Source organism: Carnobacterium sp. AT7 (assembly GCF_000171855.1).
GTDB classification, from domain to species: domain Bacteria; phylum Bacillota; class Bacilli; order Lactobacillales; family Carnobacteriaceae; genus Carnobacterium_B; species Carnobacterium_B jeotgali.
The window spans coordinates 1-20,004 of record NZ_ABHH01000027.1; the positions used below are offsets into that span (position 1 = coordinate 1).

Consider the following 20,004-nt stretch of genomic DNA (forward strand, 5'->3'; position numbering starts at 1 on the left):
CTACAGCGCACAAGGGTACTATAATGTATGCCCGATATAACTTGTTTAGGCAAAGTGATTGGTGGAGGGGTTCCAGTAGGAGCCTATGGTGGCAGAAGAGACATAATGGAACATATTGCACCAGCGGGCAGTGTCTATCAAGCAGGTACCTTATCTGGTAACCCTATTGCGATGTCTGCAGGCATTGCTACATTATCTCAATTAACGGAAAAAGATTATGATCATTTTGAGTCTTTAGGCGATGCATTAGAAAAAGGCATCCTTTCATTAAGTGCTCTATATGATGTTCCTATTACAATCAATCGAGCTGGAAGTATGATAGGGTTATTCTTTAATGACGGACCCGTAACCAACTATGAGCAAAGTAAAGCAAGTGATACACAATTTTTTGCCGATTATTATAAACAAATGATCAATCATGGTATCTTACTACCTCCTTCTCAATTCGAAGGAATTTTCTTATCTACTTCTCATACTATTGAGGACATTGAACAAACCTTAGATGCTATGGAAGCTAGTTTTAAAGCATTGAAAAATTTAGAATAGAAAGACTAAAGGAGTTATTTTCAAATGGAATTTAATGAATATCAAAAGCTAGCCAATCGTACTTTATATGGAAACGAACAAGTCTTGACTAATTGTGCTTTAGGCGTTGCGAGTGAAGCCGGTGAATTGGTTGATTTAGTTAAAAAATATACTTTCCATGGTCATGATTTAGATAAAAAAGAACTAACTAAAGAACTTGGAGACGTTTTATGGTATCTCTCTCAAATTGCGGAATGGGCTGACATTCCTTTTGAAGAAGCAGCAATACAAAATATTGAAAAACTAAAAAAACGTTATCCAGATGGCTTTTCTGAAGAACGCAGTCGTAAGCGAATGGACTAACAAAAAAAGAAACGTTGAATGATGATTATCATTTAACGTTTCTTTTTTTAGTTTTTTTTTCTAAAGAATTAGTTTTTTCGTCTTCATCTAAAGGCAAGTCCTTTTCAGATTTAGAAAAATCAAGTTCATCTTCGGGGTCGATAGCAAATTTACTAAACAACTCATCTAAGCTTGTTTCTGATTTATGAATTAGTCCCATAATCAGCCTCCTTTTTCTTGTATCCTTATAGTAATCCCAAATTTGAAATAAAACAATGTTTTTATATAATTTCCGGCTCAAACTAATATATACATATATATATGTATAAAAGTAGTATTAAAGTGAAAAAAAGTAAATATTTTTAAAATATATTGTATAAATATCCTTTATCTGTTATGATAATTTATAAGTTAAAAGTAGAAGATTGTAGAAAAGAGGAAAAATTATGATAAAGAAATCATTATATTTAGTTGTATTGAGTTTAATTGCTGTTTTTAGTTTTTTTATACCCGTTGAAACAGTATTTGCTGCTGATACGGCATTAGAAGATATTCAAGAAAAAGGAACTTTGGTAATAGGTACGAGTGCTGATTTTCCACCATATGAATTTCACAGTACAGTGAATGGAAAAGATACCATTGTCGGAATGGATATATCAATTGCTCAAAAAATTGCCGAAGATTTAGGAGTCGAATTAAAAATCGAGGATATCGGTTTTGATAGTTTGTTACCGGCATTAGAATCAGAAAAAGTCGATATGGTTATTTCGGGTATGAGCCCTACTGAAGAACGTAAACAAAGTGTGGATTTCTCTGAGGTATATTATACAGGAGGACAAAATATTGTTGTAAGAGAAGCCGACAAAGAAATATATAAAAGTACGGCTGATTTAAAAGGCTTGAAAGTTGGCGTTCAAACAGGTTCTTTACAAGAAACACTCGCTCAAGAGCAAATGCCGGATTCAGAAATATTGAGTTTAACAAAAACGACCGATTTGCTTTTAGCTTTAAAGACAAATAAAGTTGAAGCTGTGCTAATGGAAAAACCTAGTGCAGAAGCATATGTAGGAAATGATAACCAAATCCTAACATTTGATGGTGGATTTCAATTAGAAGAAGGCGAACAAGGTAGTGCAATCGCGTTTAAAAAAGATACACAATCTTTAGTAGCAGCTGTGAATTCTTCTTTAACAGAAATCAGTGAACAAGATTTAATTTCTGATTATCTAGAAGAAGCTGGAACCCATTTACAAGAGGCACAAGGTGGGACAGAAGAAGAATCAGCTGAAAGCAACAGTATTTTGAATTATTGGAATTATTTCTTAAAAGGTACCGGATATACGATTCTTATTTCAGTTGTAAGTGTCTTTTTTGGTTCAATACTAGGGGTAGTTTTATCATTTATGAGAATGAGTAAGAATAAAATCGTCCATTTCGTAGCTACAGCTTATGTTGAATTTGTACGTGGAACGCCAATGATGATCCAAGTAATGTTTATCTATTTTGCTGTTGGTTATTTAGTCAACATTCCAGCATTAGCATCCGGAATCATTGCTGTGTCGTTAAACAGTGCAGCTTACATTTGTGAAATCATCCGTTCTGGTTTAAATTCAGTGCCAAAAGGTCAATCTGAAGCTGCTAGAAGTTTAGGTATGAGTAAAAAAATCGCGATGCGTCAAATCATTTTCCCACAAGCACTTAAAAATATTTGGCCAGCATTAGGAAATGAATTTATCACAGTGATTAAAGAAAGTTCGATTGTCTCAATAATTGGGGTTAGTGATTTAATTTTCCAAACAAGAGTAGTAACATCCGTTTCATATAGAGGAATCGCTCCTTTAGTTGTGACGATGATTATCTACTTTATCTTAACATTTAGTTTAACTAAGTTATTAAATCATTATGAAGGGAAGATGAATCATGATTAAAATAGATCATTTAAAAAAATCGTTTGGCACTAATGAAGTCTTAACAGATATCAATCAAGAAGTAAAAAAAGGTGAAGTAGTGGTTATTATTGGCCCTTCTGGATCAGGAAAAAGTACATTACTTCGTTGTTTAAACTTATTAGAAACACCAACAAGTGGAGAAGTAATTTTTGAAGGAACGGCTTTAACTGGTCTAAATGAAACGAAAATAAATCAATTGCGAGAAAAAATGGGTATGGTTTTTCAAAGTTTTAACTTATTTCCTCATATGACTGTTCTAGAAAATTTGAAAGTTTCTCCTGTAAAAGTAAAAGGACTATCAGATCAAGAAGCAACGGCCAGTGCAATTAAATTATTAGAACAAGTTGGACTATCTGACAAAGCCGATGCTTATCCTGCTAGTTTATCAGGTGGACAACAGCAAAGGGTAGCCATCGCTCGTGCTTTAGCTATGAATCCGGCGGTGATGCTGTTTGATGAACCAACGTCTGCTTTAGATCCTGAAATGGTAGGAGAAGTCTTAAAAGTTATGCAAGATTTAGCTGATGTGGGTATGACCATGGTAGTTGTGACTCATGAAATGGGCTTTGCGAAAGAAGTAGCTGATCGTGTGATTTTTATGGATGGCGGCTATATTGTTGAAGAAGGTAAACCTGAAGAACTATTTAATAACCCGCAACATGAAAGAACTCAAGATTTTTTAGCTAAAATACTGTAATAATTTAGTGTTAAGCTATTTGATCAATAAGAAACGTAAAAAAGGATCTACGCTAAATAAATGGCGTAGATCCTTTTTTTATTAATCACTACATCAGTCACAAGAGGTTTTTAGCCGATAGTCATAGTACTTGGTTCAACATGAACTTTTGTATCAAAAACTTCAAAATCAGCTGCTAATAGAATTTCAACCTGCTCCGTTAATTCGTGGCTTCTTTTAACAGTCATTTCAGGATCGGTTTTTATCACAACATCGACATGGATAATGGTTCCATAGGTTCTGGCCTTAATCGATGCAACTTCTAAAACTTCAGGTAATGTTAGAATGGTTTGTTGGTATTTTTTTAAGTCTTCTTCGTTAAAGCCATCAGACAATTCAAATGCGCTTTCTCTGAAAATTTCAAATGCAGTTTTTAATATAATCAATGAAACAATAATTGCCATTACACTATCAATCCAGGCCATATTAAAATTAGAAGCAAATATGGCTATAGCAGTTGAAAAACTGATTAAACTATCATTGAAAGTATCTTTCGAAGCGGCTTTTAATGCCTGACTTTTTTGTTTTTTTGCTAACTTGCTATTGTACAAATAAACCCCTAGCAAGATAATACTTGAAAATAAGCCAGCATAACCTGCAACTAAATCATGGGAGTTCCTTTCATGAGCAAAAAATGTTCCACTGCAGAGATAAGAACTTCTAGTCCAACCGCTAACATAATGAAAGAAGTGACCATGCTTGCAACGGTTTCAGCTTTCCAATGGCCATACGGGTGATCGTCATCAGGAGGTCTTCTTGCCAAGCGCAATCCAATAAGGACAGCGATTGAAGCAATGGTATCTGTTGTATTGTTCAATCCATCTGCTCGTAAAGCACTTGAGCCAGAATAGTTAGCAATCGTTAATTTAAGTGTCGCAATAAAAAGATAAGTCACAATACTGAGTACTGCTCCACGCTCAGCAATTTTTAGTTCTTCATAACGATCTTTTATCATCGTCAAAACGTTCGACGTCCCTTCAACTTGAAATTAAGTAATAGAATCTATTTTACCTAAACTTAAGAAGAATAGCAATTAGTTTTCAATTAGATACAAAAAGGCTGAGATTAGGATATTTTGTCCTAACCTCAGCCTTAAGTAACCTTATTTTTCTATTTAAGCAATCCTTCAGTTGTAACAGGTTTTCTCCAAAGACCAAGAATAACAGCTGAAACAATTGTTCCGATGATTAGTGCTACTAAAAATAGGAACCAGTGATTTGAAAGAGCTACAACGAAAATACCACCATGTGGTGCAGGAATTGTAATACCCCATAATTGAGTTAAGCCACCAGCAATCGCTGCTCCAATAACAGAAGAGCCAATTGTGCGAAGAGGATCAGCAGCTGCAAAAGGAATAGCTCCTTCAGTAATAAATGATAGTCCCATTACATAATTTGTAAGAGCCGATTTTCTTTCATCTTCATTAAATTTGTTTTTAAAGAAAGTGCTAGCTAAAGCAATTGCTAGAGGTGGAACCATACCACCGGCCATTACTGCAGCCATCAAAGCACCATCACCAGAATCTGTGAAAATTCCAATTGAAAAGGCATAAGCTGCTTTATTGAAGGGACCACCCATATCAATAGCCATCATTCCACCTAATAACGCACCTAAAATGACTGCGTTAGCTGTACCTAAGTTTTCTAAGAAAGTAATCATTGCAAGATTAATTGTGGCGAAGATAGGTCCAACAATAAAGAACATAAGAGCACCAGTAACTAATAATCCAAGAATTGGGTAGAAGAGAATAGCTTTTAAACCATTAAGTGATTGTGGTAATCCTTTTAAGGCTTTTTTCAAAGCTAGAACTGTATACCCAGCTATGAAACCAGCTGCAAGGCCGCCAAGGAAACCGGCGTTACTATTCACAGCAAGCAATCCACCAACCATACCAGGCATTAGACCAGGGCGATCAGCAATACTCAAAGCAATATAACCAGCTAAAATAGGAATTAAGAAATTAAAGGCGTTCGATCCAACAGTATTCAAGAATAAGAAGAGGGCATTAGAATCACCTAAAAAGCTTTCTACTAAGAAAGAAATAGCCATTAATATTCCGCCACCGATAACAAAAGGTAGCATAGTTGAGATTCCATTCATTAAATCTTTATAGACACGATTAACCCATGAACCAGACTCTTCATTATCAACAGACTCGTCTTTTTGTCCTTCTGATGAGTAGATAGGAGCTTGTTTATTCATAGCTTTAGTAATCAATTCTTCCGTTTTACGAATGCCGTCACTAACTGGACGTTGCAACATTGGTTTTCCATCAAAACGAGCTAATTCAACTTTTTTGTCAGCAGCTATGATAACTCCATCAGCTCTTTTGATATCTTCAGCAGTTAAACGGTTTTTGATACCGTCAGAACCGTTCGTTTCTACTTTAATCTCAACGCCCATTTCAGCGGCTTTTTTCTTTAATGCATCCTCAGCCATGTAAGTGTGCGCAATACCTGTCGGACAAGCCGTTACTGCAATCACAAATGGTTTTTTAACATCTTGATTTAATTTTGGAGCTTTAGTTGCTTCTAGTTCAGCGGCAGCTTCTTTTTCTTGTACGTCTTGAGCAGCTGCAAAAAGTGAGCGAACTTCTTCAGGTGTTTTAGATTCTTTTAAAGATAAAACGAAATCAGGATGGATCAATAGGCGAGATAGGTTTGCCAATGCTTGTAAATGTGTGTCATTTGCGCCTTCTGGAGCCGCAATCATAAAGAATAGGAACGCCGGTTGTCCATCTAAAGAATTGTAATCAACGCCATTTGTACTTTTAGCAAATAAAACAGTTGCTTCATTTACCGCGGTTGTTTTAGCGTGTGGCATTGCAATTCCATCGCCTAAACCTGTAGAAGTAAGTGATTCACGGTGCATAATGCCTTCTTTGAATAGATCAGCATCGTTAATACGGTTATTTGCTTTTAAACTCGCAACCATTTCATCAATAACGCCTTCTTTAGTTGTTGATTTTAAATCCATAATCATGACTTCTTTGATTAATAAATCATTAATATTCATTGTTTTTCCTCCTATTTTATAAAGTTATTTCTGTTAGTATAACTTCTTCTAATAACGCGTCTATTTCAGAACGTGTTGCTAAATCATCAGAAAAAGCTGTTGCACTTCCGGTAGCGACACTTTTTTTGAAAGCTATTAGAGGGTCTTTAGTGTCAACAAGAGCTCCAATGAAACCAGCAATCATAGAATCACCAGCACCGACAGAATTTTTCACGATGCCTTTAGGAACAGTAGCCTGATAAACTTTTTCGCCTGTAAAGAATAAAGCTCCATCACCAGCCATTGAGACGAGTGCATGTTTAGCGCCTAAAGCAACCAGTTTTTTCCCATAAGGGATTGCATCCTCAACGGATTCGAAAGTTGTCCCGAAAAGATCAGCTAACTCATGGTGATTGGGTTTTACTAACAAAGGTTTATGCACTAAAGCGTTCATTAATTCTGTTCCAGTCGTATCAATCACAAAATTGGCTTGTTTTGAAATAACTTTCGCAATCAAATTTTGATAAAAATCTTCCGGCAGAGAAGGAGGTTTGTTTCCAGAGAGAATAACAATATCTTGAGCAGTTAATAAATCGATTTGTTGCATTAATTGCTCAACTTCAGCATTTTCAATTAAGGGACCTTGAGCATTTAATTCTGTTTCAGTGTCAGATTTTAATTTAACATTGATGCGCGTATCTCCTTTAATAGAAACAAATTGAGTATGCACACCTTCTTTTTCTAACCAATCAGAAATGAAATTCCCAGTAAAACCACCTAGAAAACCTAAAGCAGTAGAAGGTTGGCCGATATGGTTTAACACACGAGAAACGTTAATACCTTTACCACCGGGAAGTTTGATATCTCTATCCATGCGATTTAATGCACCTAATTGAACAGCAGAGACATGGACAATGTAGTCAATTGATGGATTTAGCGTTACTGTATAAATCATGATTTTGCCTCCAATATTGTTGTTGTAGTATAATAACTTCCATATTTTTTAGCCGTTAGATGATCTGTAATGATTAATGCATCATCAATATTACAGACTTTTACAAAAGTAACTTTATTAAATTTTGTTTCATCAGCTAAAACATATGCTTTTGAACTGTTCTTAAAAGCCTGTTGTTTGACCGCAGCTTCTTCTGGATCTGGGGTAGTAAACCCATAATCTTTATCAATCCCGTTCATTCCTAAAAAAGCTTTATTGAAGCGATAACGTGATAATTGTTCTATGCTAGTAGTTCCAATGATAGCTTGAGTAGTATTTTTTAACTTTCCGCCAATTAGTAACACGTCATTATTTTGTTCTGAAAGAAGAAGAGCATGTTGCACCGCATTTGTTACGATATGAATACTTTTTTCTTTTAAAAACGGAACCATGAAAAATGTAGTTGATCCTGCATCCAAAAAAATAGTATCTCCATCTTCGACAAAAGAAGCAGCTAATTTTGCGATATTTTTTTTGTTTTGAACGTTTTTGATTGATTTTTCTGTAAGTGTTTGTTCTTTTTCAACAGTGTAAACTCTTTTAGCGCCGCCGTGCACACGTACAAGCTTTCCTTGTTCTTCCAATAAAGCTAAATCACGTCGAATAGTGGACTCTGAACAATTCATTTCTAACATGAGTTCTTGGGACTTGATCACTCCATAATGATTTAATTTTTCTATTATGAAGTTGTATCGTTCTTCAGTAATCATTTTATCCCTCCAATATCGTTACTTTACCACCAAAAACAGTCAAAAGCAATCAAATATAAACCGATTTCATGATTTTTTAATCGCTTTATTTTAAAAAATAACAAACCTTAAAGTAATGGGTGACGTATACCAGATAGTCTTATAAAAACAGTTGTTCTTTCCATTAGTGTAAAAAGATAGTAGACCAATTTTAATTTCCGTAAATAAATTAGTTGGAATTTAAGGAATTGATTATACAAAAATAGGAAAGAAATCAACATGATTTCTTTCCTATTCTGCATTTTTGATATTAACGTTCTATTACTTCAATAGATTCGATTTTAACTTCTTTCAAAGGTTTCCCAAGCGAATCCGTTTTAACGTTACTTATCTCATCAACAACATTCATGCCTTCAATTACTTGCCCAAAAACGGTGTAATTTTGGTCCAGGGAAGGATAACCGCCAGATGCATAAGCCTCCATTATTTTAGTTGGTGTAGTTGATGGATTCGCCAATTTACTGACATCTGATGGGTTTTGAACGATATAAAATTGGCTTCCTATTGAAACAGGTGCATTTGTTTTAGCCATAGCAAGGGCTCCACGGATATGGAATAATTGAGACGAAATTTCTGTTTCAAACGGTTCACCCCAAATACTTTCGCCGCCAGTACCGTCTCCTTTGGGATCACCACCTTGAATCATAAAGTTTGATAAGATACGGTGAAAAGTCGTCTCATCATAATAGCCATCTTTGCTATGAGTAATAAAATTTTCAACGGCTTTTGGCGCTAAATCTGGGAAGACTTTAGCTCGTATTGTACCAAATGTAGTGGCGATTTTAATTTCTATCTCATTTTCGTTCACTTCTTTAGTTAACTGAGGAAAATCAATATTTTCTTCAGCTAGATCTGTTGATTGAGTCAGTGAGCTTGCTGGGGAAAACATTGTTGTGAAGCTTGCTCCGGTACTCTGTGACAACGAGTGGACTCCGAAAATCATTAGCCCTATTGCAATCATGAACAAGGTAATTCCAATAATATAGCTTTTCTTTCTTTTCACATTACACGTCCTTATAATATTTAAGCGAACTCGCTTAAGAATAAAAAAGTTCCCTGTAAATTATACTACAAATGAGAAAAGAATTAAATAGTTAAAATGAAATGATGGAACAATGAGTGTAATTGAAAAAAACAGGCTGTTTTTTTGTTTTATCCGTAAGAAAAGTGACAATATCCTCATTTAAAATAGACAAATACATAAAATAAACGTACAATAGATAATGGACTAAAATTGGGTATACTGAGCGTATTTCATTTTTAGAGGATATGTGATAATTGGCTTTCTTGTTTACATCTTGGAACAAATGTAATATTAAGATGATGCGCCAGATCCATTGTGTAACCTAGAAAATAACTAAATCTCATACACTTAAAAATGAGGAGGAAAATAAAAATGTCAATGTTTTTAGATCAAGTAACAATCAATGTAAAAGCTGGTGATGGTGGTAACGGAATGGTTGCTTTCCGTCGCGAAAAATTCGTACCAGATGGTGGCCCTGCTGGTGGAGATGGTGGTAAAGGTGGAGATGTCGTTTTTATCGTAGACGAAGGTTTACGTACATTAATGGATTTTCGATTTAACCGTCATTTTAAAGCAGAGCACGGTGAAAATGGCATGAGTAAAAACATGCATGGCCGAGGAGCAGGGGACAACGTTATTAAAGTTCCGCCTGGCACAACTATTAAAGAAGCAGAAACTGGAAAACTTTTAGGCGATTTAGTGCATCATGGACACAGTCTTGTTGTTGCTAAAGGTGGTCGAGGTGGTCGAGGCAATAGCCGTTTCGCTACTCCTAGAAATCCAGCTCCAGAAATCGCCGAAAACGGTGAACCAGGAGAAGAATATAAAATTGATATGGAATTAAAGGTATTAGCTGATGTAGGTTTAGTTGGTTTCCCATCTGTTGGAAAATCGACTATCCTTTCAGTCGTATCTGCTGCTCGTCCTAAAATTGGCGCTTATCATTTTACAACATTAGTACCAAATTTAGGAATGGTTCAAACGCCAGACGGACGTAGTTTTGTTATGGCCGACTTGCCTGGCTTAATTGAAGGAGCTTCACAAGGAATCGGTCTGGGAACACAATTTTTGCGTCATATTGAACGCACTCGTGTAATCTTACATGTTATAGATATGAGTGGAAGTGAAGGCCGCGATCCATTTGATGATTACGTAGCTATCAATAAAGAATTGGAAACACACAATCTTCGTTTGATGGAGCGTCCTCAAATTATTGTTGCCAATAAAATGGACATGCCTGAAGCAGAAGAAAATTTAATTTCGTTTAAAGAAAAATTACAAGCGCTAAAAAAAGACGAATACGAAGAAGATCTTCAAATTTTTGCTATCTCAGCTATCACACATCAAGGAACACAAAACTTATTGAATGCTACAGCTGATGTGCTAGATGTAACTTCAGAGTTTCCGTTATATGAATTGGATCAAGAAGAAGATACTGTTTTATATAAACATACTGCTGAAGAAAAAGGATACGAAATTACAAGAGACCCTGATGCTACATGGGTATTGAGTGGAGAGAAACTTGAAAAATTATTCAAGATGACGAACTTTGATCATGATGCATCTGTCTTAAGATTTGCCCGTCAATTAAGAACGATGGGAATAGACGAAGAAATGCGCGTACGTGGCGCTAAAGATGGCGACTTAGTCCGCATCATGAAATACGAATTTGAATTTGTTGAATAGAGAGTAATTTAGCCAAGCAATCAACTCATCGATTGCTTGGCTTTTTTTTATTTATCCCATTATCGCTTATTTGGGAAATATTTGTTAAAATATAGAGCATAGATGAATACGGTTTTTTTTATCGTACGATTGATACTTAAACGGTTAGGATAGGATGAAATGGAATTATTATTTTTAGGAACAGGTGCAGGTGTTCCGGCTAAACATCGGAATGTAACCAGTATTGCTTTAAAATTATTGGAAGAACGCAACACAATTTGGCTTTTTGATTGTGGAGAAGCGACACAACAACAAATACTGCACACGACTTTAAAACCGCGTAAAGTAGACAAGATTTTTATTACTCATTTACATGGAGATCACATTTTTGGATTGCCTGGTTTTTTAAGCAGTCGCTCTTTTCAAGGTGGGGACGGACCGTTGACCATCTATGGCCCTGTTGGCATTAAAAATTATGTGCTAACTTGCCTAAAAACATCTGGAACAGCGTTAAAGTATTCTTTAAACTTTCACGAAATAGTAGAAGATGGGATTCTATTTGAAGACTCACACTTTAAGGTAAGTTGTGGTAAGTTAAAACACGGCATCCAATCTTTTGGTTACCGGATTGAAGAAGCTGATCATCAAGGAATGTTGCAAGCAGATAAGTTAAAAGAAGCTGGAATACCTTTTGGTCCGTTATTTGGAAAGCTAAAACAAGGAAAAACGATTACCCTAGAAGACGGACGAGTATTCAATGGACAAGATTTTATTGGAGAAACTCAAAAAGGCCGAATTGTTACCATTCTTGGCGACACAAAAAAAACAGAAAACAATGTATTGCTTGCTAAAAATGCCTCAGTTTTAGTACATGAAAGTACATTTGATGGTGCGAATCAAAAAATGGCAAGAGATTATAACCATTCTACCAATATAGATGCGGCGCAAGTAGCTAAAGAAGCGGGTGTCGACAAGTTATTGTTAACCCATATTAGTGCTCGTTATTTAGGTAAAGATGTTTATTTATTAGAAAAAGAAGCTAAAAAAGTTTTCCCGAATACGCGAATTGTAAATGATTTTGATGAAATCGATATCCCGCTTATTAGAACGGATAAATAAATCAACTAAAGGAGCTTATTATGAAAAATTTCGATACACTTAATGATAAAGTAGTTTTTATTACTGGTGCTTCAACTGGTTTAGGAGAAAAAATAGCTTATGAAGCTGCAAAAAAAGGTGCTGTGGTAATAGTCAGTGCTAGAAGAGAAGACATGCTTTTAAAAGTCAAGGCGACTTGTGAAGAACATTCAGGTAAAAAAGCCTATGCATTTTCTTTAGACGTTTCAGATCCTGAACAAGTCAAAAAAGTAATCGAAGAAATCTATCAAACAGTTGGTGTTGTAGATGTGCTTGTAAATAATGCAGGTTTTGGACACTTTGAAGAAGCGTTAACCTTTGATATGGATCTAGCTGAAAGAATGTTTCGTGTAAATGTGTTAGGTTTAATGTATGTGACTCAACTAGTTGCTATTGAAATGGCTGAAAGACGCCAAGGTCATATTATCAATATTGCTTCTCAAGCTGGGAAAATGGCTACACCAAAATCAACCATTTATTCTGCAAGCAAATTTGCAGTAATTGGCTATTCAAATGCTTTGCGTTTGGAACTAAAACCATTGAATATTTTTGTGACAACTGTAAATCCAGGACCTATTGAAACAAACTTTTTTGATATCGCTGACGAAAGCGGAACTTATTTAGACAAAGTGGGTCGTTATGTATTAAATGCTGAAGATGTAGCTAATCGTATCGTTGCTTTAATGGGCACCTCTAGAAGAGAATTAAATCTGCCTGCATTGCTAGAAGTTGCTGGGAAGTTTTATACGATTTTTCCTCGAATTGGCGATTATTTGGCGGGTAACTTGTTTAATAATAAATAACAGGGTTAAGCATTTCCGTAGTGTTCATTAGTAAGTGTGTGTTAAAATAGCACTGTTAAAGAGGGAAAAAATAATTCATAGTGAAAGGAGATTCTTAAGTTATGAAAAAACAATGGGGGACGATAGCAGCCATCATTCTTATTGTCATCGTAGCATTCTTTGCTGTTATAAATGTTGATTCAGTTCCAGTTAATTTTGGTTTTACTGTAGTAGCTTGGCCTTTAATCATGATTATTCTAGGTTCTTTATTAATTGGTGCTTTAGCAACTGTTCTAATGTCTATTGGTACTACGTATAAAAATAAAAAAGATTTAAAGCAAGGAAAAAAAGACTTAGAGAATGCTGAAAAGAGAAAAGAAGAAGCAATAGCACAAACTCGAGCAGAATATGATGAAAAACTTACTCAAAAAGATCTTGTTATCAGTGAACAGACAGATAAAATTAACAGCTTAGAAAAAGAATTGATTAGTCGGATGACTCAATCGACTGTTAACTCTGCTAACCAACAAAATCCATCATTATAAATTCAAAAAAAAGAAGAACAAACTTTAAGGGTTTATTCTTCTTTTTTATTTAGAATGTATTCGTTTTCTTAATAGCCACAATTATTTTTCAATCTGGCAATCTAGTTTGCAAAACTAGATTGTCTAGTGCTTGCTATTGTGTTAAACTATTATTAATAGAAATGGAATAAAAGGTGATCATATGCATAAAGTTGAAGAAGATTTATTAATTTGGTCTAATGAAATAAGCCAGTATACTTTCCCCAGATGGGAAGAACTACCTGATTTTGATCTGTATATGGATCAAGTCTTAAATTTGATTGAACGCTATTTGTCTATTTTTAAAGTAAATGATCAAAAACAAATTCTCACTTCTTCTATGATTAATAATTATGTTAAGCTGGGATTGATTCCTCCTCCGGTTAAGAAAAAATACACTAAGAGGCATTTAGCATATTTGATTGCTATTTCAATTTTAAAACAAGTGATGACTATTTCGGAAGTAAGAGAGGGAATTCTGCATCAAGCTGCAATAAGTGGCATTAGAGAGGCTTATGACTTGTTTTGTACGGAGCAAGAGTATGCTTTAAGAGCTATTGCTTCTCATGTAAAACAAGTAGATAGGAAACCCTTGCTGCCAGATGATACAGATACGTCAACTTTTATCGTTCGAACGGCTACCATAGCAGTTGCTACAAAAATTGTGACTGAAAAAGTTCTCTCTCTAGTAGAACAACAAAAGGAAGACAAGGAAAAAGAAAAGAAAAGAACTAAAATCAAAAAGTTGGAGGAATAAACATGAACACACAAAAAATAGGGTTTTTAGTTGATTCGGGATCGGACGTTCCTCTAGAAACAATTGAAAAAGCAAACATTAAGGTAATTCCTTTAAAAATCATCTATTCAGATAAAGAATATACTGATAAAGTAGATATCCATGCACAAGATGTTTATGATCGTTTAGATCAAGAGATTCCTAAAACATCTTTGCCAAGTGGTGAAGTGATAAGTGAAATGTTACAGGAATTTAAAAATGAAGGCTATGAAAAAGTGATTGCCATCACCATTTCAAGTGGATTAAGCGGAACGAATAATATGGTGCGTTTAATGGCTGAAAATGTTGATGATTTAGAAGTATTCACGTTAGATACTAAAAACATTGGTATCGGTAGCGGCTTTTTAGCGATCAAAGCTACTGATTATGTTGAAAAAGGTTTAGCATGGGAAGTTATCAAAGAAAAATTACTAGATGACGTTAAGAAATCTAAAATCTTTTTCCATGTTCCAACATTAGAGTATTTACAAAAAGGTGGTCGTATTGGGTTAGTATCCTCTATCCTTGGGAATGTTTTAAACTTAAAACCCGTTATTTCTTGTAATGAGAATGGCATTTACCACACGGTTGCAAAAGTGCGCGGCAATAAAAAGAGTATTCAAAGAGCGATTAATTTAGCTTCTGAGTTTGCTGGTAATGCAAAAAAATACCATTTAGCGATTGCTTTTGGTGGGAAAACAGCTGAAGTTCAAGTAGATGATATTCGAGTTGAACTTAAAAAGAAATTGCCGAATTTTATTAAAATCTATGAAGATCAAGTCAGTCCAGCTTTAGGAGTTCATACGGGTCCAGGATTGATTGGAATAGGCGTTCAAATTATTGAAGATTAATGATTGTCTATAGCAGAAAAAAGAGAGATTGGAACGCTAATTGTTCCAGTCTTTTTTGTGTGTAAACAGTTATCCGTTTTGATAAGCAATCACCTATTTTTTATTTTGGCTAATAGTGTAAGAGGAATTAAAGCTATAACTACAGGTCTAATTTTGATATAATGATACAGTTAGGAGTGATAGAATTTGTTGAAATCACGTACAAAATGGAAATTAAATGAACCCATAGTTGATCATGAAAAAGTAACGGACTTAAGCAAAGCCTTAAGCTTATCTCCTTTATTTATTGAATTATGTTTACAAAGAGGGCTTGATTCTAAAGAAAAAATCGAGCAGTTTATCCAACCCGATGAAACATGGATTTATGATCCTTACTTGATGCATGACATGGAGCGTGCGGTATCTCGGATTACCGAAGCCGTTGAGCAAGGGGAACAAATCACTATTTATGGCGATTACGATGCAGGTGCGATACGTTCATAAGTGAAAAGCTTGTGCCCATGTTGTTAGTAAACTAAAAACATGGAGAACTGATTAATTGAAAGCTGGAATGAGAGAGTAACGACTTGAAACGGCTTCCCTAATCCTCCGATATGCGTTTAAATAGGTGAAAATTTAATCGTATAAAGCTCGGTGAAGTCAGCTGAAAAAAGCCGTAAATAAGACAAGTTCTTATACGAAAAAGATCCAGAGGTGGATCTCGCTTTTGATAGGCTGGGGGTCTTATAAACGATCTATGGTTAGAATGTTCCTAAAAGGAGCTGACGAATCTTCGAATGTACGAGTCGATACGTAAATGGTGTAGAAATGCACTACTGAGATTGCGCCAAAAGCTAATCTTATTGCATGTGGTAGAGTAAAAATCTGACGTTATGAAATACCCTATCATCTTACAGGGATGATCCAGTGCAACGGCCCATAGAAGAAACCTAAGGATCTATAGAACAAGATAAGTTAATCGGAACGTATGAAACTTAGGATGTGGATGTTTTTACCGACAAATGAAACAGTTTAGACGAAAATCTCGTAAGAGTACAATAAGCTAATTTACCTAAGTGAAAGTAGAGCCATAGTACCAATGAAGCTGTGATAACAAGCAGTTGAGGGAGGGGCTCAAGTCGTTTTATGAAGCAATTTATAGAACGATGGAACGCCGTGTGAGGTGAAAGTCTCACGCACGGTGTGGAGTGGGGGAAAATCTGGCGATTGCTTCAAAAGATTACCTATCACTATATGGTGTCACAAGTACGGCCGTTTTAAAAGAAACAATTGAAATGATAGGCGGAGAAGTTAACTACTACATTCCCAATCGTTTTACAGATGGATATGGACCGAATACAGCAGCTTTTGAACGCTTAATTGAACAAGGCACGCAACTTATTTTAACGTGCGACAACGGTGTTTCTGGACACACTGCGATTGACCGGGCAAAAAGTTTAGGAATAGATGTTATCATTACAGATCACCATGAGTTGCCAGACACATTGCCTGATGCCTATGCAGTGATCCATCCAAGGCATCCAAAAGGTTCTTATCCTTTTGGAGAACTAGCGGGTGTTGGCGTAGCCTTCAAACTAGCAACGGCTTTATTAGGCGAAATACCGATTGAGTTATTGGACTTGGTCGCATTAGGTACGATAGCCGACCTCGTTTTATTAACCAATGAAAATAGAGCTCTAGTAAAGCAAGGGTTATTGGTTTTAAAAAATACTCAACGGATGGGGTTAACAGCCTTATTCAAATCAGCAAAAATCAAACGAGAAGAAATTGATGAAGAAACTATTGGCTTTATCATAGCACCGCGTTTGAACGCAGTAGGACGTTTAGGCGATGCAGCTCCTGCTGTGGAATTATTGACGACCTTTGATGATGAAACAGCCCTTGCTTTAGCACAATTGGTACAAGAAAAAAACACTGAGCGGCAAGCATATGTTTCTACAATAACCAATGAAGCTTTTGAGATGATTGAAAAATTGCCTACAGCTTCTGACGTATACGTTTTAGCAAAAGAAGGTTGGCATGAAGGTGTGTTAGGAATTGTTGCGAGTAAAATCGTGGGCAAAACTGGCAAACCAACTCTTGTTATGACTATTGATAACGCTAAAGGTCTAGCAAAAGGGTCTGGCAGAAGTATAGCAGCCTTTCATTTGTATAACGCCTTGGATAGTGTCCGTCAACTGACCACTACTTTTGGTGGACACCATATGGCTGCTGGATTAACTGTTCCTATAGAAAATATTGCGCTGATTCAAGATAACCTAAATCACTATGCTGCTGAAACAGGGCTTTCAGAAGAATTAGGTGAAGAAATACAAGTAGATGGTCAACTGAAGATTCAAGAAGCTACGGTAGAAGTTGTTGAAGAACTAAATCGATTGGCTCCTTTTGGAACAGATAATCTTAAACCTCTATTTCTCTTCAAAAATGTAGAGTCGCAGGATGTGCGCCGTATTGGTGGCGATCAAGCTCATTTAAAAATGAAACTTGTTGAAGATAATGCTTTTCTAGATGTTATTGGCTTTCAATTTGGTTCTGTTGCGGATGAAATAGGCTTATATTCAGATGTTTCTGTTGTTGGAAAGCTAGCCATAAATGAATGGAATGGGTCACGCAAAACACAGTTGATGTTAGAAGATTTAGCTATTGAAGGTGTGCAAGTTTTCGATTCAAGAAGCACGCAAATTCCTGCAGCATTATGCAATACAGAACAAGCTGATTTCATCTTTTTTGATCAACTAAATTTTGAAAAATATGGTCATCTTTTACCAGATACTAGCTTTAGTCATCATTTGACGGACGGAGCAGCAATTGATCAGTTTGAGATGAAAACCACTCAATTAATTTTTGTGGACTGCCCTTCTGATAGTGAATGGGTCAAAGAATTACTAATTGCAAATCATCCGGAAAAAATTATTGCTTGTTTTTATAGCCGTGAAGAGTTGTATTTAAACGGAATCCCTAATCGAAATCAATTTGGACAGGTTTTTAAATATATAGCTACACATGTTGATATTGATGTTCGAAATAAACTAACTTTATTAGCAACACATTTGAAAATAAAAGAAAATAACTTAATTTTTATTATTTCAGTGTTTTTAGAGATAGGATTTGTTACAATAACAGATGGCGTTATGAATGTCGTTAAAGATGTTCAGAAAAAAGAGTTAGAACAAACAACAACTTATAAAAAACGACTAAAACAAATTGAATCAGAAAACTTTTTTGTTTACAGTCACTTTTCTGAGTTGGAAAGTTGGATGAAACAACAAGCAAATGCAACCCTTTAAAATTGAATGGAGGAAAAGTTTCAATGGATTTAAAAAAATATATTGCTGATGTCCCAGATTTCCCGGAAAAAGGCATCGTCTTTCGTGACATTTCACCTTTAATGGCTGATGGAGAAGCTTACCGCTTTGCCACAAATGAAATTGTAAAATATGCAAAAGATAAAGGCGTGGAAATGATTGTTGGACCTGAAGCACGTGGATTTATTGTAGGATGTCCTGTAGCTTATGAAATGGGTATTGGATTTGCACCAGCACGTAAAAAAGGCAAATTGCCTCGCGAAACAATCGAAGTAACGTATGGTTTAGAATATGGAAAAGATACGTTACAGATCCATCAAGATGCTATTAAACCTGGGCAAAAAGTTCTTGTTTGTGATGACTTATTGGCAACAGGTGGCACGATTGCTGCAACGATTGAATTAATTGAAAAATTAGGTGGAGAAGTTGTTGGTACGGCTTTTCTAGTTGAATTAAAAGATTTAAATGGACGTGACAAAATCAAAGGTTATGACATCTTAGCTTTAATGGAGTACTAATAAGCTTCTTTGTCTGTCACATCGAAATAAAAAAACTCTAGAAATTGATTTTTCTAGAGTTTTTTAGTGTGTTCTTCGTTTATTTGCGTAAGTTAGTTTTAGCATCACAACTGATATTACAATGACAATAAGAGGAGCGTGTAAGATGCAATCGACCAGTCTTGACCAGACCTTATTTCACTTAACTTTATGCAAAGGAATCGGTGCTACAAGCCGTATCCGGATGCTTTCATCTTTGATGGATAGCCCTCATTTATCTGCATATGAGTTAGCATTTTGTGCTCAATTAAATGCTGCAAATACTAGATTGTTTATGGATAGTTATGCGGCTGTTGATCGAGCAGTAGCTTTGAATGAGTACAAGAAGAGACACATCAAATGGGTCTCCATTTTAGATCAAAGCTATCCAGAATATTTAAAGCACATTTACAATCCGCCGGCTCTATTGTTTTATCAAGGCGATCTTACTTTGCTGAATCAAAAATTATTAGCTATTGTAGGGTCGCGTTTAACGAGTTCCTATGGCGAAAAAGCTTTAACTATTTTGTTGCCAGAATTGATTACTAACGGTATTACTACTGTAAGTGGTTTAGCCAAAGGAATCGACCGTCTAGTTCATGAAAAGACAATTGAACTAGGCGGTCGGACAATTGCTATTATTGGGACGGGGCTAGATCAGTTTTATCCTTTTGAAAACGAGAAATTACAAAAGGAAATTGCTAAGAATCACTTGCTTATCTCAGAATATCCATTAGGAACGAAGCCTTTAAAACAACATTTTCCTATGCGGAATCGCATAATTGCTGGCCTTTCGTTAGGTACACTAGTCATTGAAGCTAAGTATCGTAGTGGCAGTTTAATTACGGCAAACATAGCACTTCAAGAAGGACGCGAGGTTTTTGCCGTACCTGGAAACATTACGAACCCTTATTCAGAAGGGACGAATGATTTAATTTTACATGGAGCAAAATGTGTCTTGACGGCTGATCATATTTTAGAAGAGTTCACCAAGTAAAAGACTTGGAAAAATCAACTTCAAAAAAACAGTTAAACTGTTTTTTTGAAGTTTTTTTCGTAGTGTAAATATAAATGGCT

The 20,004-nt window shown here is 35.5% G+C and carries 19 protein-coding genes and 1 pseudogene; 14 read left to right on the top strand and 6 right to left on the bottom strand.

What is annotated here, in order from left to right; genetic code table 11:
• Positions 1 to 27: 27 nt before the first annotated feature.
• Positions 28 to 546 (top strand): aminotransferase class III-fold pyridoxal phosphate-dependent enzyme, encoded by a 519-nt coding sequence (locus tag CAT7_RS09420; RefSeq protein WP_007724883.1) that lies wholly within the window; start codon positions 28 to 30, stop codon positions 544 to 546.
• A gap of 24 nt (positions 547 to 570) precedes the next feature.
• Positions 571 to 888 carry a nucleoside triphosphate pyrophosphohydrolase family protein gene (locus CAT7_RS09425; protein ID WP_007724887.1) on the top strand — a complete coding sequence of 106 codons (318 nt, stop codon included), beginning with the start codon at positions 571 to 573 and terminating at the stop codon, positions 886 to 888.
• Between the two features lie 28 nt (positions 889 to 916).
• Here the strand turns inward: CAT7_RS09425 and CAT7_RS12425 are convergent, their stop codons facing one another.
• Complete coding sequence (locus tag CAT7_RS12425) at positions 917 to 1,087, bottom strand: SPJ_0845 family protein (protein ID WP_007724890.1); 171 nt, start codon at positions 1,085 to 1,087, stop codon at positions 917 to 919.
• A 226-nt stretch (positions 1,088 to 1,313) separates the two neighbouring features.
• Here CAT7_RS12425 and CAT7_RS09430 point away from each other — a divergent pair, with 226 nt between their 5' ends.
• Positions 1,314 to 2,795 (top strand): ABC transporter substrate-binding protein/permease, encoded by a 1,482-nt coding sequence (locus tag CAT7_RS09430; RefSeq protein ID WP_007724892.1) that lies wholly within the window; start codon positions 1,314 to 1,316, stop codon positions 2,793 to 2,795.
• On the top strand, positions 2,788 to 3,513 hold the full coding sequence (locus CAT7_RS09435) for an amino acid ABC transporter ATP-binding protein (RefSeq protein ID WP_007724894.1): 726 nt from the start codon (positions 2,788 to 2,790) through the stop codon (positions 3,511 to 3,513). Before CAT7_RS09430 ends, CAT7_RS09435 begins: the two co-directional genes overlap by 8 nt.
• A 110-nt stretch (positions 3,514 to 3,623) precedes the next feature.
• On the opposite strand, the pseudogene CAT7_RS09440 reads toward CAT7_RS09435, so the two are convergent.
• The 5 genes and pseudogenes from CAT7_RS09440 to CAT7_RS09460 form a co-directional block, all read right to left on the bottom strand.
• A pseudogene (locus CAT7_RS09440) lies at positions 3,624 to 4,507 on the bottom strand (cation diffusion facilitator family transporter).
• Between the two features lie 155 nt (positions 4,508 to 4,662).
• Positions 4,663 to 6,567, bottom strand: coding sequence for a PTS fructose transporter subunit IIABC (locus CAT7_RS09445; RefSeq protein ID WP_007724903.1), 1,905 nt, complete (start codon positions 6,565 to 6,567; stop codon positions 4,663 to 4,665).
• Between the two features lie 16 nt (positions 6,568 to 6,583).
• Positions 6,584 to 7,501 carry a 1-phosphofructokinase gene (gene pfkB, locus CAT7_RS09450; protein WP_007724906.1) on the bottom strand — a complete coding sequence of 306 codons (918 nt, stop codon included), beginning with the start codon at positions 7,499 to 7,501 and terminating at the stop codon, positions 6,584 to 6,586.
• Positions 7,498 to 8,250 carry a DeoR/GlpR family DNA-binding transcription regulator gene (locus CAT7_RS09455; protein ID WP_007724909.1) on the bottom strand — a complete coding sequence of 251 codons (753 nt, stop codon included), beginning with the start codon at positions 8,248 to 8,250 and terminating at the stop codon, positions 7,498 to 7,500. Before CAT7_RS09455 ends, pfkB begins: the two co-directional genes overlap by 4 nt.
• 289 nt (positions 8,251 to 8,539) lie before the next feature.
• A complete protein-coding gene (locus tag CAT7_RS09460; RefSeq protein ID WP_050771816.1) occupies positions 8,540 to 9,250 on the bottom strand; it encodes a peptidylprolyl isomerase in 711 nt (236 codons plus the stop codon).
• Positions 9,251 to 9,691: 441 nt separating this feature from the next.
• Here CAT7_RS09460 and obgE point away from each other — a divergent pair, with 441 nt between their 5' ends.
• The 10 genes from obgE to dprA all read left to right on the top strand — a co-directional run bounded on the left by obgE (position 9,692) and on the right by dprA (position 19,924).
• Complete coding sequence (obgE, locus tag CAT7_RS09465; protein WP_029276011.1) at positions 9,692 to 10,999, top strand: GTPase ObgE; 1,308 nt, start codon at positions 9,692 to 9,694, stop codon at positions 10,997 to 10,999.
• A 159-nt stretch (positions 11,000 to 11,158) separates the two neighbouring features.
• Entirely contained in the window at positions 11,159 to 12,097 is a 939-nt protein-coding gene (gene rnz / locus CAT7_RS09470) for a ribonuclease Z (RefSeq protein ID WP_007724918.1), read from the top strand.
• Positions 12,098 to 12,117: 20 nt separating this feature from the next.
• Positions 12,118 to 12,918, top strand: coding sequence for an SDR family NAD(P)-dependent oxidoreductase (locus CAT7_RS09475; RefSeq protein WP_007724920.1), 801 nt, complete (start codon positions 12,118 to 12,120; stop codon positions 12,916 to 12,918).
• A 101-nt stretch (positions 12,919 to 13,019) separates the two neighbouring features.
• Positions 13,020 to 13,442 (top strand): LapA family protein, encoded by a 423-nt coding sequence (locus CAT7_RS09480; protein WP_007724923.1) that lies wholly within the window; start codon positions 13,020 to 13,022, stop codon positions 13,440 to 13,442.
• A 181-nt stretch (positions 13,443 to 13,623) separates the two neighbouring features.
• Positions 13,624 to 14,217, top strand: coding sequence for a DUF1836 domain-containing protein (locus tag CAT7_RS09485; protein ID WP_007724925.1), 594 nt, complete (start codon positions 13,624 to 13,626; stop codon positions 14,215 to 14,217).
• A gap of 2 nt (positions 14,218 to 14,219) precedes the next feature.
• Positions 14,220 to 15,086 (top strand): DegV family protein, encoded by an 867-nt coding sequence (locus CAT7_RS09490; RefSeq protein WP_007724929.1) that lies wholly within the window; start codon positions 14,220 to 14,222, stop codon positions 15,084 to 15,086.
• A 186-nt stretch (positions 15,087 to 15,272) separates the two neighbouring features.
• The gene (locus CAT7_RS09495; protein WP_007724932.1) at positions 15,273 to 15,569 is read left to right on the top strand and encodes a hypothetical protein; all 297 of its coding nucleotides are present in this window, start codon (positions 15,273 to 15,275) and stop codon (positions 15,567 to 15,569) included.
• Positions 15,570 to 16,273: 704 nt separating this feature from the next.
• Positions 16,274 to 18,373, top strand: a complete 2,100-nt coding sequence (gene recJ / locus CAT7_RS09500) for a single-stranded-DNA-specific exonuclease RecJ (protein WP_007724936.1) — start codon at positions 16,274 to 16,276, stop codon at positions 18,371 to 18,373.
• Positions 18,374 to 18,396: 23 nt separating this feature from the next.
• Positions 18,397 to 18,909 carry an adenine phosphoribosyltransferase gene (locus CAT7_RS09505; protein WP_007724940.1) on the top strand — a complete coding sequence of 171 codons (513 nt, stop codon included), beginning with the start codon at positions 18,397 to 18,399 and terminating at the stop codon, positions 18,907 to 18,909.
• A gap of 145 nt (positions 18,910 to 19,054) precedes the next feature.
• Positions 19,055 to 19,924 carry a DNA-processing protein DprA gene (dprA, locus tag CAT7_RS09510; RefSeq protein ID WP_007724944.1) on the top strand — a complete coding sequence of 290 codons (870 nt, stop codon included), beginning with the start codon at positions 19,055 to 19,057 and terminating at the stop codon, positions 19,922 to 19,924.
• The last annotated feature ends 80 nt before the right edge of the window (positions 19,925 to 20,004 follow it).

Excerpts from the sequence above, each read along its gene's own strand:
- CAT7_RS09445 (WP_007724903.1), bottom strand. The coding sequence starts at position 6,567 with ATGAATATTAATGATTTATTAATCAAAGAAGTCATGATTATGGATTTA.
- CAT7_RS09455 (WP_007724909.1), bottom strand. The coding sequence starts at position 8,250 with ATGATTACTGAAGAACGATACAACTTCATAATAGAAAAATTAAATCAT.
- obgE (WP_029276011.1), top strand. The coding sequence starts at position 9,692 with ATGTTTTTAGATCAAGTAACAATCAATGTAAAAGCTGGTGATGGTGGT.
- CAT7_RS09420 (WP_007724883.1), top strand. The coding sequence starts at position 28 with ATGCCCGATATAACTTGTTTAGGCAAAGTGATTGGTGGAGGGGTTCCA.
- CAT7_RS09490 (WP_007724929.1), top strand. The coding sequence starts at position 14,220 with ATGAACACACAAAAAATAGGGTTTTTAGTTGATTCGGGATCGGACGTT.
- CAT7_RS09480 (WP_007724923.1), top strand. The coding sequence starts at position 13,020 with ATGAAAAAACAATGGGGGACGATAGCAGCCATCATTCTTATTGTCATC.
- CAT7_RS09425 (WP_007724887.1), top strand. The coding sequence starts at position 571 with ATGGAATTTAATGAATATCAAAAGCTAGCCAATCGTACTTTATATGGA.
- CAT7_RS09475 (WP_007724920.1), top strand. The coding sequence starts at position 12,118 with ATGAAAAATTTCGATACACTTAATGATAAAGTAGTTTTTATTACTGGT.
- CAT7_RS09430 (WP_007724892.1), top strand. The coding sequence starts at position 1,314 with ATGATAAAGAAATCATTATATTTAGTTGTATTGAGTTTAATTGCTGTT.
- pfkB (WP_007724906.1), bottom strand. The coding sequence starts at position 7,501 with ATGATTTATACAGTAACGCTAAATCCATCAATTGACTACATTGTCCAT.
- dprA (WP_007724944.1), top strand. The coding sequence starts at position 19,055 with ATGCAATCGACCAGTCTTGACCAGACCTTATTTCACTTAACTTTATGC.
- CAT7_RS09460 (WP_050771816.1), bottom strand. The coding sequence starts at position 9,250 with ATGATTGCAATAGGGCTAATGATTTTCGGAGTCCACTCGTTGTCACAG.
- CAT7_RS09505 (WP_007724940.1), top strand. The coding sequence starts at position 18,397 with ATGGATTTAAAAAAATATATTGCTGATGTCCCAGATTTCCCGGAAAAA.
- rnz (WP_007724918.1), top strand. The coding sequence starts at position 11,159 with ATGGAATTATTATTTTTAGGAACAGGTGCAGGTGTTCCGGCTAAACAT.
- CAT7_RS09485 (WP_007724925.1), top strand. The coding sequence starts at position 13,624 with ATGCATAAAGTTGAAGAAGATTTATTAATTTGGTCTAATGAAATAAGC.
- CAT7_RS12425 (WP_007724890.1), bottom strand. The coding sequence starts at position 1,087 with ATGGGACTAATTCATAAATCAGAAACAAGCTTAGATGAGTTGTTTAGT.
- CAT7_RS09435 (WP_007724894.1), top strand. The coding sequence starts at position 2,788 with ATGATTAAAATAGATCATTTAAAAAAATCGTTTGGCACTAATGAAGTC.